Origin of the sequence: Nostoc sp. C117, from assembly GCF_043099735.1 — a bacterium.
In the GTDB taxonomy this organism is placed as follows: domain Bacteria; phylum Cyanobacteriota; class Cyanobacteriia; order Cyanobacteriales; family Nostocaceae; genus Nostoc.
This window is the reverse complement of record NZ_CP170991.1, coordinates 6,374,137-6,391,689: the sequence shown is the minus strand read 5'-3', so window position 1 is coordinate 6,391,689 and position 17,553 is coordinate 6,374,137. Positions and strand designations below refer to the sequence as shown.

Here is a 17,553-nt window from a genome sequence, read left to right as displayed (position 1 = left end):
TTTTTAATATTTTTCCGCAGATTGTGACTGTGCTTTTGAGCGCATATCCTCGCCAACAATTACATTCAACTGGTCGCCGATTAATAGAACAGCAGCGCTCATGGACAACCAAAGCATTAAAACTATCACAGCTCCCACTGCACCATAGACTTTATTATAATTCCCAAAGTTTGCCACATAAAGCCGAAATAGAGAAGATAATATAGCCCAGAAAACTGCTGCTAAAATTGCTCCAGGCATCATTGGCGTACCTGGGTTCCATGCACTCGGACCGTAGCGATAGACAAACCCAAATGCGAAAGCTACAATACTTAAAACTAAAGGCCAGCGTAACAGATGCCAAATATCAAACAAGAAGACTAAAGAGGCATTTTCACTTACTACCATTACTAACAGCCAATCGCTGGTAAAAACTGAGAAGGAAGCTAATACCAAAAGCAACATAGTACCGACTGTTAATCCCAGAGAAACAAGCTTGGCTTTCCAAAAAGGGCGGATCTTTTCTGGAGGGATTTGATGGATTTGGTCGAGGGCTGTCATTGCAGTACTCACCGCGCCAGAAGCAGTCCAAATTGCTAATATAAAGCTCAAAGAAAATAAACCAGTGTTTTTAGAATTGGTAATTTCTTTAGTGGCAAAATCACGAATGAGAACCAAAGCTTCATCAGGTAAAACTTGACTTAGTTGTACTGCTAGTTGTCTAAAAGTATTTTGTAAAGATTCTGCCAATAAACCAATAGCTGTGATTAGAGCCAGAATCGCTGGAAACAAAGATAACATGGCGTTGAAAGCAATTTCTGAGGCAAGTCCCAAAAGTCGTCTTTCGATTGTCCTGGCGAAGGTTTTTTTCAGCGTGCGCCAATTGAGGTGACGAAAGAAGCGGATAAAACGAGGCTTCAGCATAATTACAGCAATTCACAACTCAAATGATATTGGCATACGCAGGTAAAGCGATCGCCAGCATAACCAGCCTAATTTTATTGAGTATTTTAACGAAAATTCTGATATTGGTAACGATAGCTTAACTAGGTCGGCACAATTTGCGATTAATCGAAAACTACTGTAAGTTGACACCAATGCCCAGTCCCCAGTCCCTAGGGAACTCCAAGAAATAAATTATCCAATATTGTAGGGTGGATATTTTTTTATTTGGAAGTCCCTTACCTGAAAATTGCTGTAAATAGAGACATCAAGGAATTTAACAGAGCAGAATAATAGCTATTGACACTTGACTATTTGTTTATGAATCAAGATTTAACACAACAGTGGTTGACAGAAATTCAGACACTCAAGGAGCAGATGGTGGAACTTCAACACGATCGCGATGCTGCTTGGGAGAGTGCCCAAAAATGGCGTAAGCTTTATAACACAGAGGCAGAACAACGACGTACAGATGTCCAATTATCCCAGCAAGCGATCGCTTCTCTCAAAGCAGATTTGCATCAACTCCAAGGTATTGAGGCAGAAACGCTCGCTGCTACGACAGTCCCAGCTATCGAACAAGAAATAGAACAACTAAAGTCTGTAGAAGATTTACAAGCCAAACTCATTGCTGCGATCAAAGAACGCGATCGCCTCTTGCAAGCCTTGAAAACTGAGCAAGACAATCACGCCCAAACCCGCAAAAGTCTGACTACTGCCTTGGGTGATGCTATTGATAGCCTGACACGGGAGCGAGCAGGGGGGCAGAGGGGCAAAGGAGAGATTAATACTAACTCCTAACTCAGCACTCTTTTGCCCCATGCCCAATACCCAATTAAAATCCCATTGCCTTGGCTACTGCTCCGAGTTCTGCCGCGATGCCTTGTTTAAATTGACTGTGATTGTGTTTGATGGCTGTATCTGGGTCTTTTAAGCCATTACCTGTGAGGACGCAAACTACTGTGGCTCCTGAAGGAATTTGGTCTTTTACCTGCAATAACCCAGCGACAGAAGCGGCGCTTGCAGGTTCGCAGAAGATGCCTTCTGATGCTGCCAAAAGTCGATAAGCTTCTAGAATCTCCGCGTCGGTAACGGCGTGGAATTTCCCTTGACTGGCAGATTGAGCAGCGATCGCCAATTCCCAGCTAGCAGGGTTACCAATGCGAATTGCTGTGGCTATGGTTTCGGGATTCGCCACTGGCTGACCGTGAACTAAGGGGGCTGCACCTGCGGCTTGGAATCCCATCATCTTAGGTAAGCGATCGCACTTTCTTGCTTGATGATATTGACAAAATCCCATCCAATATGCTGTTATATTTCCCGCATTACCCACAGGGATACATAGCCAGTCTGGGGCATCACCCAGGACATCGACGATTTCAAAAGCTGCTGTTTTCTGTCCTTCGAGACGGTAGGGATTGACCGAATTCACCAAAGTTACAGGATACGTTTCGGCCATCTCCCGAACAATTTCTAGGGCTTGGTCAAAATTACCTTGAATTGCCAATACTTCTGCCCCGTAGACTAATGCTTGAGCTAGCTTACCTAATGCCACATAGCCGTCGGGAATTAGCACAAAAGCATTCATCCCTCCACGCCTGGCATAAGCGGCGGCGGCGGCTGAAGTATTGCCAGTGCTGGCACAGATTACTGCTTTTGCCCCTGCTTCCTTAGCCTTGGAAATTGCCATAGTCATCCCCCGATCTTTGAAACTGCCGGTGGGATTAAGACCGTCGTATTTGACAAATACACGTACTTGTCTGCCAATGCGTTCTGCGATCGCCGGCACTGGTATTAGGGGTGTGTTTCCCTCCAAAAGAGTAACAACCGGCGTTGTTTCGCTCACAGGCAAGTATTGACGATAGGCTTCTATCAGTCCGGGCCAAGGTTGGCGATGAGATTTAGCAGCAGACAGGCTCAAAGTCACGGGATTTAAAATTTCTTAATTAGGGATCGGATATTTAATCAGAGCGGGATTAGAAAATGCAGAATGGGCAAAAAGAGGAAAGTAAATTATCTCTGCCAACTCCCAGTTTCCAGTCCCTGAATTCTAAGAGAATATTATTCAGAATATTATTTTTTGTGGTGCAACCGTCTTAACTTGCTATTTTTATTTTATTTAGAATGTCAGTCTATCATAACCACTACGACGATCTGTCTTAATAAAACAGGGAATCGGGAGTAGTAGAGATGAGGCGAATTTACAGTCAGTCTTTCTTTTGTGCCCAATGCATCACACCCAATGCCCAATCTAATGTTTTTTCTGGAACAGAGTCATTACTATGATCGTCTCTTATGACCGAACCTAAAACACATTAGACTAAGTAATTCAAAATACACAATATTTTAATAAAGCTTAAAATAAGCTTATTATAATATGTCTATGGTGTGAGTTTAACATTCGGATTTAATTAACGATGGCTACTTGTTTATACAATGTTTCCGATCGCGAGTCCCAAACTAGTTGGGCTAAGAAGCTAACCAAGTCTTATTATCAAGACGACCAGCAAGCTAAATTTATGCATTTACAAGCTGAGGTAGACTCCCTGTTGCAGCAGTTGGAAAACCTGAAGCACCAACGTATAGCTGCTAGGAACCAAGAACAATAAGTCTGTTTTCGGGATCGGCGATGTCTACGACGGGTTATGCCTACGCCAGCACATAGTTCAAGCTAAATTTTGCTAAGGTGCATCCTATTCAAACCGCTGATTTTTGTCTGACCAGCGCTTCAGACTATATTTATCAGCATTTTCTACCAGTAAAGCTAAGGATTGCACCCCTGAAAGCCTGGCGATCGCAGATAATTTTTGGTGGGAGTTTTCTTGAAAATCTGTATAAATTACTTCATCGCTATCAGACAAAATTATGGTGCGGTCGGGTGATTGGTTTGTGTTTTCCTGCCCAATTCCCCCTGTAGGCTGTTTCAAGGATGCGATTGTTGTTGCTGAAATAGTGAGTACTATTTCTGGCTTACCATTATTTGTTAAATCAATCACTTGAACAGGCCAATTACCTAACTTTTCCTGCATCTTGTCAAAACTAGGAATACCACCAGGCGTAACCTCGCCGGATTTTTGTAAAGATTCCCACAGACTCGATAGCATTACTTTGACCCCTGATGGATTTTGTTCGTACAGTTCTTGTAGAGTGATGGGAAATGGTTGCACCCACTCCAGTGCTGCATTTGTCAGCGCTAAAGGTTTGGGTTGGAGAACATCGTTTTGATTATTCGGAATTTTTGATCCAGTAATTAACAAGCGCAAAACTTTATCTTGTAGTTGCACTGCTTTGATAGTGGCTGTAGTAGTTTTCTGTTCTCCGTTTGGCAGCCAGACCACTATTTGCATTTCCGGGTCAGAACTAATTCCCAAGGTTTCCCAAAAAAATTTCCCTCTTGAAGTTTTGGGTGGATTCAAATTGTCAAAAGGAAAATTTAGCCAACGTTTTCCATCATGAAATGCAGTCACTTCCACCTGATACCAAACTTGATTATCAGTAAGTTTCAGTTCTGCTGTGGTATCTGGTTGTACCCAGTCGCTGCTAGTAACTTGAGTAATTGGTTCTACTGTACCAACAATCTGACTAGGGTGATTAGATGATATTTGGGACTTTGTAGCCTCGCTATTGAGTTTTGCTATCAGACCTTGAATATAAGCAAGACGATCCTTTGTAATTTTTGGTTGTGCGTTCAACCAAGAATTAGCAGCTTCTTTTCCCCGTTGAACTGCTAAAATCAAAGCAAACCAAGCTTGCACCTCTTGTCTATTTGGGTTCACCCGTAACGCCGCTGCTGTGCGATTCCACAAGCGTTTTTCATCCGCTTTCAGTAAAGTAGTAATTTCTTGGACATTATGAGGCGATGCTTCAAACACCTCTAAAGCTTTTCCCCAGCGGCCATCAATTAAATCTGCCAGGACTTGTTGACTAGGACTAGCCCAAATTTTCTGGGCTTGGGATTTAGTAATTTGGGAGTGCAAGCGAATTGCATCCATTTGCGCTTGCGCCACCTCTGGTAAAACGCCTTTGTGCTGTTTTTTGATGAACTTTAACCATTCAAAAGCAGGTGTCCACAGTCCACTACGGGCAATTGACAAGGCATTTTGATATCCAGAATCATTGAAAACTGGTAATTTGAGGTCAATCGCCTCCAATTGAATTGGTTTGAGGAATAACTTCAGAGGCTTGACTTGGTAAATATCGAAGTGGGGTTCTAAGCCTATTGTTTTATCGACTATTAACTCTTTTGTCGCATCACCAGTCACCTGCTGCCATTTGGGCAATTGACCACTGGGACTAGTCCAAGACAACATCTGTTGTAAATTGGTGCGTTCTGGATTGTAATATACGATATGGCCGTAAGCGATGGCACCAGTTCCTTGTTCCCGTTGACCCCGCAAATCAAACCAAACCCCTGATGATGGCGTTTGGCCATCAAAACGTTCTACTTTATTTAAAGGTAGAGGAATACTGATATCTTGGGATTCTAATGTTGCATCAACCAAGGGAGAAGTGACAAAAGATTCTTCTGGTCCAGTTATGGGTAATTCAGCTTCTAAATAGTAGTATTTTTCCGACTCAGATTTAAACTCTAACTCTTTTGACCGCTGATAAACCCTAAGTTCAACAAGTTTTTGACAATTAGATTCACAATTAGCACGTTCCTGAAAAACTGGCAGTAAAAACGAGTTTTCAGTATCTTGATACAAAGGCAGAATTTTGCCGACTATCTGCTTTTTTTGACTTAAATTGAGTTTGATTTGTTTAAGGGTTTGCGGGCGTTCGTATTTACCCAAGGGAATTTGTGCCCATGCAGGTAAAATTTTATTGAGCCAGCTTACTTGATCTGGATTGAAAATGAAGAGAATACTAATCCAGGCAAAAACCATAATTAAACTAGCACTACTCAAGAGAATTGCGATCGCTAGCGTTGACGACAGCCAACTTCCCCATTTTGGTTTTTTCTGGTCTTCTTTAGCAACGCGTTGCGTCACCCCTGTATGAGGTTGATTTAGTTTAGAAGTTTTTGGCCTCAACTTCCGTGAGCGATTTGCCATATTATTTTTTTAATCATATTGAGTATGGGGCATTGGGCAAAAGAGTGCTGTACATGGATAGCAGGGCGTTTAGCCCATGCTGAGTTAAAAGTGAGGAGTTTTGTTTATTTCTTTGTCCCTTCATCTTCACCATGCCCCATTCCCCATACCCCATTCCCTAATAGTTATACTCGCCCTTTATCAACTTGCCCAGAAGGATTATGTCTAATTTTCTACAAAAACCGTAAATTTACGCATGTGAACATCAGAGAATAGCGAATACACTCTTCGCTTAAGTATGTGAGCAGAGTGTAAAAAGTTGAAAGGTAGACTTATTAGCCGCAGCCATCGCAAAATCTGGATGCTCGCATGGTTACTAGTTGCGGGAGTCAATGGATTTGTACAAAAAGCGATCGCTATTCCCACGGATATAAAAAGTACTCAGGAGTCAGAATTCAGTAGTCAAAATGGCCTACGCCCTACTGCGCTAACAGAAGTTAAGAGCGATACTATACCCCCATCACCCTCATCACTCCTCCCAGCAGACCCGATGGCGCAAGTCACATCGGTTTCTCAACTCAAAGACGTACAACCTACAGATTGGGCATTTGGTGCATTACAGTCTTTGGTGGAACGCTATGGTTGTATCGCAGGTTATCCAGATAGCAACTATCGCGGTAATCGCGCCTTAACTCGGTATGAATTTGCTGCTGGTGTGAATGCCTGTTTAGATAGAATTAACGAGTTAATCATTACAGGCACGAGTGATTTAGTTACCCGTGAAGATTTAGCAGTATTACAAAAGTTACAGTCAGAATTTCCTGCTGAATTAGCAACTTTAAAGGGTCGTGTTGATAGTTTAGAACCTAGAACTGCCGAAATCGAAGCTAACCAATTTTCAACAACAACTAAACTTAGCGGATTACTGATAGTTGGCATTCAAGGACGGACTAAAAATCGTGGTGATGTTAATCCTAGAGATGGACAAAGAGATACAGATGATGCAGGGACAAACATTAATGTTATGTCTTTGGCACAACTGTATTTAACTAGTCAAATTACTCCCCGTAGTTACTTATTTACTGGGCTTTTAGATGGTAATGGAAAAAGTACGCCGAGATTTACTAATAGCGTTTCTCGGAATGATGTTTTACTTGGCTACGAATTTCCTACAGATAACTTGATTGTCAGTGACCTAAATTTTCATTGGCTGGTCACTGATAAATTAGCAGTGATGGTGGGAACAGAAGGTGTAAGTATGACAACTGCTTTCCGAGGCCCTAACCGGGTAGAAAGTGCTGCAACAGGTCCGCTGTCTTACTTTACCCAAAGAAACCCAATTTTAGATATAGGATACGGTCATGGAGGTATAGCTATTGATTGGCAATTTGCTAAACGCGCTAGTTTGCAAGCAATTTATACTAGTTATAAACCAGGAAATCCCAGTAAAGGTAGCGGTTTATTTGATGGAAATACCACTACAGGTGTGCAATTATTGGTAACACCAACTGATACTCTTGATTTGAGTTTGTATTACGTTAATAATTACTCTTCGGATGGTTGTTTACTAACTTTTATTGGCGATGAATGCTTAACTGCGGTTAACGCAACTACTGGAAAATCAGCACCACTGCAAACTAACGCTGTGGGTGCGACTGTAACTTGGCAAATTTCACCCCGCATTAACGCAGGTGCATGGGGTGGTTATACTAAATCTTATATTCCTGGACAATCGGGAAATGTCGAGACAACAAATTATATGGTGTTTTTAAATTTCCCTGATTTATTTGCCAAGGGAAATTTAGGTGGAATTTATATTGGACAACCTCCTAAAATCACTAGTAGCAATCTACCTGTAGGGAATAATGTCCCTGATTTTATCAATACTGGTTTAGGACGTGCAGGGGGACAACCAGGTACAACTACACAAATTGAAGCATTTTATCGTTTTCAGCTATCAGATAACATCAGCATTACACCAGGAATTATTCAGATATTCGAGCCTGGTAACACACCAAATAATGACTCTGTTACCATTGGCATTCTGCGGAGTACTTTTACTTTTTAGTTTTAGTTTCACAGAAGAATGCCTCAATTTTGACAATGCCTATTTTTAAGAGATATAAAAAAGGTTTGGCGCGGAGCCAAACCTATATATAAATCCAGTGCATAACAACATCCCGAATTAATTTACTCATTATTATATTCATAGGTCATCTTCCTATAGGAAGTGTGCAAATATCCTGAAACCTGATACAACACTGCTCTAGTATCCCTGAATACTTGAAATAGAAAATTTTTCTCCCATAGTATAGAGGCAATAGCAGAATATAGGGAATATCTCCGTAGCGAGTTTTTTCAAAAATTAAATAGGTGTCCTATCTTGCTATAGATTGAGATTTAATACGTAAATGCCAAATAGTAATAAAAAAGACGAGCGTTAGCCCGTCCTTTGTATAATAAGTAAAAACATCTTGGTAATTCCTGGAATATATCAAAATACTATAAAAATAAATTGCCAAATTGCCAAATACTTATGGTTATTCAGTACTTATCACAGAAAACTAGTTGTGCTAAGTAAATTGCTGTAACGAACCGCAGAGGTGCAGAGAACACAGAGAGAAGAGTGGTTTATTTGAGCAATCTTAGACCACTGAGGGTAACTAATACTGTGGAACCTTCATGGCCAATTACGCCAATGGGTAAGTTAATATTTCCTAAAAAGTTGCCCACCAAAAGCAACATAATAAAACCCAATGCTACAACTATATTTTGTTTGACTATGAATTGCGATCGCCTCCCCAAATGTATCGCCACGGCGATTTTTTCTAACCTATCTGCCATGAGTACGATATCTGCGGTTTCTAATGCTACATCGCTACCAGACACTCCCATCGCTATGCCCACAGATGCTTGTGCTAAAGCTGGCGCATCATTGATTCCATCACCCACCATTGCTACTGTCTGATACTTTTGCTGTAAACGACGAATAACATGTAGCTTATCTTCTGGTAGAAGTTGGGCATATACCCGATCGATTCCGATTGCTTTGGCGACACTACGAGCAGTTTCTTCATTATCCCCGGTTAACATGACAATTTGTTCAATTCCCAGCTTCTTTAATCGGCTGATGGTTACGGCTGCTTGCGCTCTGACTTCATCTGCGATCGCAATTATACCCATCACCTCTGCACCCCGTGCTACCCAAACCACAGTTTTACCCTCTTGCTCCCAAGATTGAACTATTTCTCGCATGTCTTCAGGTAAATTTGTCACATACTGTTGTACAAAAACGGCATTCCCGACAATTATTTTTTGTTCTTGGGTAATTCCGACAATTCCCTGTCCCGGTATGGCTTGTACTTGGATTGCAGCAACCCAATTTAAATCACTAGCCGCCTGTACAATTGCCTTACCAATTGGATGTTCGGAAGAAGATTCTACACTAGCAGCAGTTTTTAATACATCATATCTAGTGTATTTACTAGCGTAAATTACCTGCAATACCTGCAACTGTCCTGTTGTGAGAGTACCAGTTTTATCAAATGCGATCGCTCGGACTTTGCCAATTTTCTCCAACTGCGCCCCATTTTTAAACAAAATCCCCTGTCTTGCACCATTGGCGATTCCTGAAAGCAGGGTGGGCATAATTGCCGCCATCAGCGCACAGGGAGAAGCCACCACAAGGAAAGTAAGAGCGCGATAAATGGTAGTTTCCCAGTCCCAAGCCCAAAGAAATGGCGGTAAAGTTGCCAGCAATATTCCGGCTACTACAATGATTTTTGCATATCCTTTCTCAAAGCGATCGATAAACTCTTGGGAAGGAGGTGCTTCTGTCTGCGCTTGTTCTACTAAGCGAATCACACGCTGAATCAAACTGCTTTGAGCTGGTTTGTGTACCTTAATCTGCAATGCACCATAGCCGTTGAGTGTACCGGCAAATACTTCTGCGCCCACTGTTTTCTCTACAGGTAAAGACTCACCTGTAATTGCAGCTTGATTGAGGGTGCTGTAACCAGATAAAATTATCCCATCAGTAGGAATTAGCTCTCCAGGTTTGACAACAATCTCATCACCCAGTTTTAGCTGACTGATAGGAATTTCCTCTTCTCTTCCTTGAAGTAAAACCCTTGCTGTATCTGGTGTCAGGCTCATCAAACTGCGGATACTCCGCTCAGTTCGCGCCATTGCATAGCCTTCTAATGCGCCACTGATGGCAAAGATCAAAATCAAAATTGCCCCATCAATAATTAGCTGATATTCTCTTCGCCATAAGCCGAGGCTAGCAGCACCAATTGCTGCCACAATCATCAGCAAATCTACATCAAGTTCTTTTTCTTTGAAAAGGGTAGTCAATCCTTCCCGCGCACTTTCATAACCGCCAATTACATAAGCGGCGGGTAGCAGCAGGAACGCCAATCCCAACCAACCGAGATGCAAGGCGAACCATCCAAGAAATAACAATAAGCCACATAAAACGGCTGCTACGGTATCTGCGTGTTCTCTGGTGAATTGGCTCAAACGTTGGGGGTAGAGCATGAGAGGTGAATTAACAAGGACTCTCTCAGGCTAAACCTTGACATTAATGTTAATGTCAAGGTTTATAATGATTTTGAAACGCAGAGGGGCGCTTCGCCTTCCCGCAGGGTAGGTACGCAGAGTTAAATTTTTATCTGGGTTCTGGGAGCGTTTTTCAAAAGCTGGATGTGGGTAAATGAGACTATTTAACTGTTACGTTTAAAATTGCACTAGTAGGAAAAAATCTATGCTAAAGCGAATTTATATTGATAACTTTCGCGGCTTGGTAAATTTCGAGATGAACTTTGACTCGATTAACCTGTTTCTTGGTGGTAATGGAGCAGGTAAATCAACTGTTTTTGAAGTCTTGCGGAGAATTCAACTTTTTGTAAATGGCGCAGCTAAGGTAGAAGGACTTTTCCCAATTTTTGATTGCACTCGCTGGCAAACTTTACCAATTCAGCGTTTTGAAATAGAAATTGACGGAAATGATGGCAATTATAAATATGAACTTGCTATTGAACACAATATAGAAGATCGCCATGTACAATATGAACGTTTGTGGTTTGATAACCAACCTTTATTGAAGTTTGAGAGAGGCGAAGTTCAAATTTTTTATGACAATTATTCAGTCGGGCCGAAATATCCTTTTAATTGGTCTCAGTCCATACTACCTCTATTTCTGGCAAATAATGATATCACAAAGCTGACCTGGTTCAAACAGAGAATGGAGCGATTTATTATTGTACAAATTATTCCTAGTATGATAATTAATGGGAGTGAAAGAGAAGAAGTACAATTGAGTCCTAAGTTGGAAAATTTTATTTCTTGGTATCGTTATATTTCCCATGACCAGGGTAAGGTAGCTGAACTAATAAATGTTTTAAAAAATATTTTAGACGGTTTTATTAGTTTTAAATTTGACCAGTTCGGCGTAGGCTATACAACTTTAAAATTACGATTTGCATCTATTGAAAATCGGGCAAATATTATTGATTATTACTTTAATGAACTCTCTGATGGACAAAAAGTATTAATTGCTCTGTATACATTAATATATTGCACTCAGTCTGAAGATTACACGTTGTGTATTGATGAGCCGGAAAGTTTTTTAGCTCTGCCAGAAATTCAACCTTGGCTAATTCAACTTTATGATTTTTGTATTGACGGAAAAATACAAGCTTTACTAATTTCCCATCATCCTGTATTAATTAATTATCTTCTAGCTTCACCTATAGGTTATTGGTTTGAACGTCAAAGTAATTCACCTGTACGAGTAAAACCAATTAGTAATCAAGAAGCTGAAAATTCAGGATTACCAATTTCAGAACTGATTGCACGGGGCTGGCTCTATGACCCAGAATAGAGTACAGATAGTAATTTTGTGTGAGGATCTACAACAGCAAGTTTTTGCATATCATTTTTTGAAAAAGCGAGGCTTTAATATAGCTCCAAAAAACGTCACAATTAGGACTTCTCCAACAGGTAAAGGTGCAGGAGAGCAGTTTGTTAGAAAGCATTATGCAGCAGAGGTTAAAGAATACCGACGAAAAAACTATCGTTCAGGAATGCTAGTAGTGTTGATTGATGCAGATACCGAAACAGTAAAGGCAACACTGAAAGAATTAGATAATGCACTGATAGAAAATTCACAGGAACTTCGTCAGCCTGATGAGAAAATAGCAATCTTCGTGCCAAAAAGAAATATCGAAACTTGGATACATTATTTACGAACAGGAGAAGTTGTTGAAGAAGAAGCAGAAAAATCCAAATATCCAAAATTCCCTAAAAATGAGGCAATTTGTAAACCTGGTGTTGAACAATTAGCAAACCAGTGTTCTCAAGGGAGTTTAGATGAAAATGCGCCGCCATCTCTTCAGGCTGCGTGTGAAGAGTTACAAAGAATTTTGCCCTTGTTGGAGTAAATCATGAATGCTGGTTGCTTAACTATTAAAGAACTCACTGATGCAGTAGGCGGTGGTTTAACTCCGCGAATGGTGCGACATTACCATCAATTGGGACTGCTGCCGCAACCAGTGCGATCGCGCAGCAATTACCGTCTCTATACCCAAAAAGATATTCTCCGGTTGCAACGGATTGTCGCACTGAAGCAGCAAGGATTTCAGCTAAACCACATCCGCAATATTTTGGAGGTGGAACCAGAAGCCGATACAACGGTTAACCTCATGGGACAACTCCAGCAGCAATATCGCGCGGTGATGCAACAAATTTCTCAATTGCGACAAACAGCATCAGCATTAGAAGGATTATTGGGGCGCGATCGCCATTGTCAAATTATCCAAGCGGAAGTTTTGGCGCAACTGAAGTTACTTGATGTCGAAACTCAAGCCGGATTGGGGGGATTGGAAAATCTCTGGAGTGGGTTAGATACTGAAATTCATACCCATTCAGAAGCTTTTACCGAATCGCTACAACGCTTACTACCTGATTTGTCCGATCGTTCGGAAATTGAACAACACTTAATTTCTCAGTTGGTTTTGGCTTGTGGCGATGTGAGTTTAGTATCCTTTATTAAATTGAGTCGAGATGCGATCGCAGCTAGTCGAAAAGCCTTATCTTCAAAGTGTCAAATTGTTGTCGATACCCAAACGATTGCTGCTGCTTTGGATGGAACTCGATTATTTCACTTAGGATGCCGCATTGAAACTTTAATTGATAATCCCCATATTACCACTGCCACAGAGGCAGAAATCGCGTTTTGGCAGCAGCAAGAATGGCGCGAAAAATTACAACAAGTAACTCAGGGTTGCGTGCTAGTAATTGGTTATGCTCCCTCAGTGCTTCTAGAAGCATTAATTGCGATGGCCAACCAAAAAATTCACCCTGCATTAGTCATTGGAATGCCCATTGGCTTTAGCCATGCTCCTGCTGCTAAACGACAACTAATGCAACAAGGCATACCTTTTATTACAGTTGAAGGAACTTTGGGCGGTGGCGCTTTAGCTGCAACTACCCTAAATGCTTTGGTGGAGTCACTAATTGATAAACCTGATTGTCATTGTTATCTCAAAGATACAACTAAGTAATTTATCAAAAATAAGAAACTTCTAACTCTAAAAAATATCCCATCGCTTTGGCTAACAGGGGACACAGGCGATGGTCTTGGCTGCCAAAATTGAATAATTTAATTTCTGGAAGTCCCTAAACAAAATTATGTTACAAAACATCAACAGGCTGAAAACCCTTACCAATAAAAAATGATAGCCTTTAGCAGTTAGCTTGAATTGCGCTGACTTACTTAAGTCATAATTGTTAAATAATATTGAATTTGCTACACTTTACCAATTTTAGTAATTCAATAATTCATAATTGTCACGATAAGCTACCAAGTTGGTATAAGTTGCAATATAAATTAGAAAAATTTATAGTAAACAGACTCTGACAACTAAAGTATAAATTATCATGCAACACAAGCTCTATCAAAGTATATATCGATACAGGTACATTAAAGGAATTAGAACTAAAGATAACTCAGATGTATAATTAGCGCGTCTCCTCCATAATCCTGAAAAGGATAGCGAGTTGGGAATGGCAAGCTTTCTATTTTTACTTTAATAAGGGGCATATGTGGCAACAAGAGAAAAAAGATACTTCAATAGTCAAGCTGGTATTATGGGTTGCCTTGGCTACAACTCCAATGGCTGCAACTTTGGTGGCATCAGTACCGATAGTGGCACAATCTGCACCTGAAACTCCTTCTTTTCCACTGCCGCAAACAGTGGAAAAGGGAACCACAGTAAAGATTAATGGTTCAAGCAGCTTAACTGGAATCAACCAAAGCCTGAAAGCAAATTTTGAAAAACAGTTTTCGGGCACAAAAGTGGAAATTGCTGCTAATGGTACTGAGAATGCACTGAGAGAATTACTAGATGGGAAAATCGACATAGCAGCAATCGGTCGGGGTTTAAAGCCAGCAGAAAAAGCCTTAGGACTAGAACAAGTCCGCTTGCACCGGGAAAAAATTGCGATCGTGGTTGGTGCGGATAATCCTTTCAAACAAAGTTTGACTAGTAGGCAATTTGCCCGGATTTTTCGGGGACAAATTACAAATTGGTCACAACTGGGCGGTGTGAACGGTAAAATTCGGTTCATCGATCGCCCCCAAACGAGCGATACTCGCAATACTTTTCGGGATTATCCAGCCTTCAAAGCTGGTAAGTTTGCTACAGGCTCTAATGCAACTCAACTCACTGACGATAATACCGCCGAAGTTATCAAACAACTGGGCAAAGACGGGATCGGCTATGTCTTAGCTAATGAGGTATCTAAGTTACAAGGTGTGCGAATTCTGCAATTACATCAAACCTTGCCAGACGACGCCAAATATCCCTTTTCCCAACCATTAGTTTACGTCTACAAAAAAAATCCCAGCTTAGGTACAGCAGCTTTTCTCGGTTTTACCCTTGCACCAGCAGGACAGCAAGCTGTAGAACAAGGTATAACTGCTTCAGCCGAGGCGATCGCCGCCAGCGTATCACAACCTATTACCACGGCTTCTGCCAGTGCAGAGACAACACCAGTTGCTACCCCTTCCCCCAGTGCAACTAATTCTGTATTTGGCCAACAGCCCTTTGTCGCTCCTGCTCCAGAAAACCCCCCAATTGTCAAGCGGGAAGCACCATTTTGGTTACTCCTACCTTTGTTGGTTGCTGGTGTAGCTGGAGGCTTACTATGGTGGTTTCTGGGAAGACGCCCATCACTCAGTGAAAAAACAGACAACTTACCAGAAGTAAATCCCCATCCACCCAACACAGGAAATCTAGAAACAGCAAATTCTAGTATTGCCCTTGAAGAGGAGTTACTACCGGAATTCCCAGAAATGGAAACCTCCGATCGCACTCCTTTTCACATTTATAATCAAACATCATCCGATCTCCCAGAAAATGGTAGCCTACAAGAGTCAACCAATGGCACTTCTAACTACTCTCAAAGCACAAACTCAAGTGTAGCTAATGGATCGGAAAACAACTTGGGAGCCTCAGCTTTAACAGGTGGTGCTGCCCTCGCAACAGGAATAGGTGCGGCTACTTGGTCGGCGTTTGCCAACAAAGGAACAGAAACAGATGCTCCTGATGACATAACGGAAGTAAGTAGTAATACTGAGATAAATCCTCATGAGTCCGGCGAAGCTGCATGGGATATAGAAGCCCCAGCGGCTGTAGTCAATACTTCATATCCTCACTTGGCTAATCTCTCAGAAGAAACATCTGGTAGAGAACCGCTTTCATCTGATGTAGCAACCCCACTACCTGAACTACCAGATGTGCCAAAACCAACATCTAAATTCGAGTATTGGGACACCGAAGTTAACGAAGATGAAATCCAAGAGGAACTTCAGGCAGAATTAGAGTGGCTAGAGACTATTACCTCAACTGAAGATACAGTCTTATCTGAGTCCGGCGAGGTGGTAGCAGATGAACTACCTGCGGTAGAAACAGTCTCACTTCCAGAAGAATTTCTAGAAGATGATGCTTTGAATCTAGATGAACTACCTGCGATCGAAACAACTTCACTCCCAGAAGAATTTCTAGAAGATGATGCCTTGAATGTGGTAGCAGACGCAGCTGAACCCACTGAAAATTTGCGAGAGGAAGAATCGCCAAACTATGCTGGTGCTGCTGCTTTAGCAGCAGGTGCAGGGATTGGAGCCTGGGCGAGTACCCTTAACAATGTAGGGAACGCAGATGAAACACCTATTGGCTTGGGAGATGCAGAAGAGCAAAGCAGTATTGTCCTGACACCCCGCACTTCTACATCAGCTCATCTCTCTTGGGAGATTTCCGAAACCCACAAGCAAGCACTAGGACAACAAGGCGACTCGCAATTGATAGTGCGGCTGTATGATGTCACACATATAGACCTGAGTTATCAAAATCCCCAGCTTGTACAGCAGTACGAATGTGAGGAAACAGCATACGATGGCTTTGTGGATATTCCAGTAAGCGATCGCGACTACATAGCAGAAATTGGCTATCTTGCTGAAGGCGATAGTTGGTTTTTCATCGCTCGTTCAGCAATTGTGCGTTTCTTTAGTCCTGTTAAGCCAGATCCCATCGTGGAAGATTTACCCGTGGCGAGCGAAACAGCTAATGGCTTAGTAGATCCAGAAGACCAAAGCAGTATTACACTGACACCCCGGAGTTACACATCAGCTGATGTCTCCTGGGAAATTTCGCCAACTCAGAAGCAAGCGCTGCGACAACAAGGCGTCTTTCAATTGATAGTGCGGCTGTATGATGTCACACAAACAGACCTGAGTTATCAAAATCCCCAACTTGTACAGCAGTACGAAAGTGAAGAAATACTAAGCAAGGGCTTTGTCGATATTCCGTTAAGCGATCGCGACTACATAGCAGAAATTGGCTATCTTGCTGAAGGCGAACGTTGGTTTTTCATCGCTCGTTCAGCAATTGTGCGTGTTTTTAGTCCTGTTCCACCAGAACCCACAGTAGAAGATTTACCTGTGGTGAGGGAAACAGCTGATGGCTTAGTAGATGCAGAACCAGAAAGCAGTATTGTGCTGACACCCCGCACTCCCAAATGGGCTTATGTCTCATGGTACATTGCCGAAACCAACAAGCAAGCCCTGCGAGAACAAGGTGGTTCTCAATTAGCAGTGCGACTGTATGATGTGACTGGCATTGACCTGAGTTATCAAAATCCCCAGCTTGTACAACAGTATGAATGTGAAGAAGTAACAAGCGATCGCTTTGTAGCTATTCCGGTGAGCGATCGAGACTACATGGCGGAAATTGGCTATGTTGCCGAAGGCGATCGTTGGTTAACCATAGCGCGTTCAGCTAATATTCGTGTCTTCAGTCGTCCCCACGGAGATTTCTGGTTTGTGGCTGATGCTGAGTTGATTATTCACGGAGCTACTGAACCAAATACAACCGTAGCCATTGGTGGTAATAACATCAAAATTAAACCTGATGGTACTTTCCACTTACGTCTTCCCTTTTCAGACGGTTCAATGGACTATCTCATAACAGTAGCTAGTGATGGGGAATCCACTAAAACTATCCACAAGAAGTTTTCTCAAGAAACTTCCGAAAGCTAA

11 protein-coding genes are annotated in these 17,553 nt (G+C 41.8%); 7 read left to right on the top strand and 4 right to left on the bottom strand.

Translation table 11 applies throughout. The features are described 5' to 3' along the window. Positions 1–3 precede the first annotated feature (3 nt). Positions 4–903, bottom strand: coding sequence for a YihY/virulence factor BrkB family protein (locus ACFG4S_RS27405; protein ID WP_392532079.1), 900 nt, complete (start codon positions 901–903; stop codon positions 4–6). 339 nt (positions 904–1,242) lie between these two features. On the opposite strand from ACFG4S_RS27405, the gene ACFG4S_RS27400 reads away from it, so the two are divergent. Next, positions 1,243–1,722, top strand: coding sequence for a hypothetical protein (locus tag ACFG4S_RS27400; RefSeq protein WP_392532078.1), 480 nt, complete (start codon positions 1,243–1,245; stop codon positions 1,720–1,722). 34 nt (positions 1,723–1,756) lie between these two features. Here the strand turns inward: ACFG4S_RS27400 and thrC are convergent, their stop codons facing one another. Further along, positions 1,757–2,848 carry a threonine synthase gene (thrC, locus tag ACFG4S_RS27395; protein ID WP_392532077.1) on the bottom strand — a complete coding sequence of 364 codons (1,092 nt, stop codon included), beginning with the start codon at positions 2,846–2,848 and terminating at the stop codon, positions 1,757–1,759. Positions 2,849–3,338: 490 nt separating this feature from the next. On the opposite strand from thrC, the gene ACFG4S_RS27390 reads away from it, so the two are divergent. Then, positions 3,339–3,530, top strand: a complete 192-nt coding sequence (locus ACFG4S_RS27390) for a hypothetical protein (protein ID WP_392532076.1) — start codon at positions 3,339–3,341, stop codon at positions 3,528–3,530. An 84-nt stretch (positions 3,531–3,614) separates the two neighbouring features. On the opposite strand, the gene ACFG4S_RS27385 is transcribed toward ACFG4S_RS27390, so the two are convergent. After that, positions 3,615–5,975: a hypothetical protein gene (locus ACFG4S_RS27385; RefSeq protein WP_392532075.1), complete on the bottom strand. Its 2,361-nt coding sequence runs from the start codon at positions 5,973–5,975 to the stop codon at positions 3,615–3,617. Positions 5,976–6,315: 340 nt separating this feature from the next. On the opposite strand from ACFG4S_RS27385, the gene ACFG4S_RS27380 reads away from it, so the two are divergent. Further along, positions 6,316–8,022: an iron uptake porin gene (locus ACFG4S_RS27380; RefSeq protein WP_392532074.1), complete on the top strand. Its 1,707-nt coding sequence runs from the start codon at positions 6,316–6,318 to the stop codon at positions 8,020–8,022. 563 nt (positions 8,023–8,585) lie between these two features. Here the strand turns inward: ACFG4S_RS27380 and ACFG4S_RS27375 are convergent. Continuing rightward, the gene (locus ACFG4S_RS27375; protein ID WP_392532073.1) at positions 8,586–10,493 is read right to left on the bottom strand and encodes a heavy metal translocating P-type ATPase; all 1,908 of its coding nucleotides are present in this window, start codon (positions 10,491–10,493) and stop codon (positions 8,586–8,588) included. A gap of 226 nt (positions 10,494–10,719) precedes the next feature. On the opposite strand from ACFG4S_RS27375, the gene ACFG4S_RS27370 reads away from it, so the two are divergent. The 4 genes from ACFG4S_RS27370 to ACFG4S_RS27355 all read left to right on the top strand — a co-directional run bounded on the left by ACFG4S_RS27370 (position 10,720) and on the right by ACFG4S_RS27355 (position 17,553). Then, complete coding sequence (locus ACFG4S_RS27370; protein ID WP_392532072.1) at positions 10,720–11,838, top strand: AAA family ATPase; 1,119 nt, start codon at positions 10,720–10,722, stop codon at positions 11,836–11,838. Next, a complete protein-coding gene (locus tag ACFG4S_RS27365) occupies positions 11,825–12,397 on the top strand; it encodes a hypothetical protein (RefSeq protein WP_392532071.1) in 573 nt (190 codons plus the stop codon). Before ACFG4S_RS27370 ends, ACFG4S_RS27365 begins: the two co-directional genes overlap by 14 nt. 3 nt (positions 12,398–12,400) lie before the next feature. Further along, positions 12,401–13,519, top strand: coding sequence for a precorrin-8X methylmutase (locus ACFG4S_RS27360; RefSeq protein ID WP_392532070.1), 1,119 nt, complete (start codon positions 12,401–12,403; stop codon positions 13,517–13,519). 539 nt (positions 13,520–14,058) lie between these two features. Continuing rightward, positions 14,059–17,553: a DUF4912 domain-containing protein gene (locus tag ACFG4S_RS27355; protein WP_392532069.1), complete on the top strand. Its 3,495-nt coding sequence runs from the start codon at positions 14,059–14,061 to the stop codon at positions 17,551–17,553.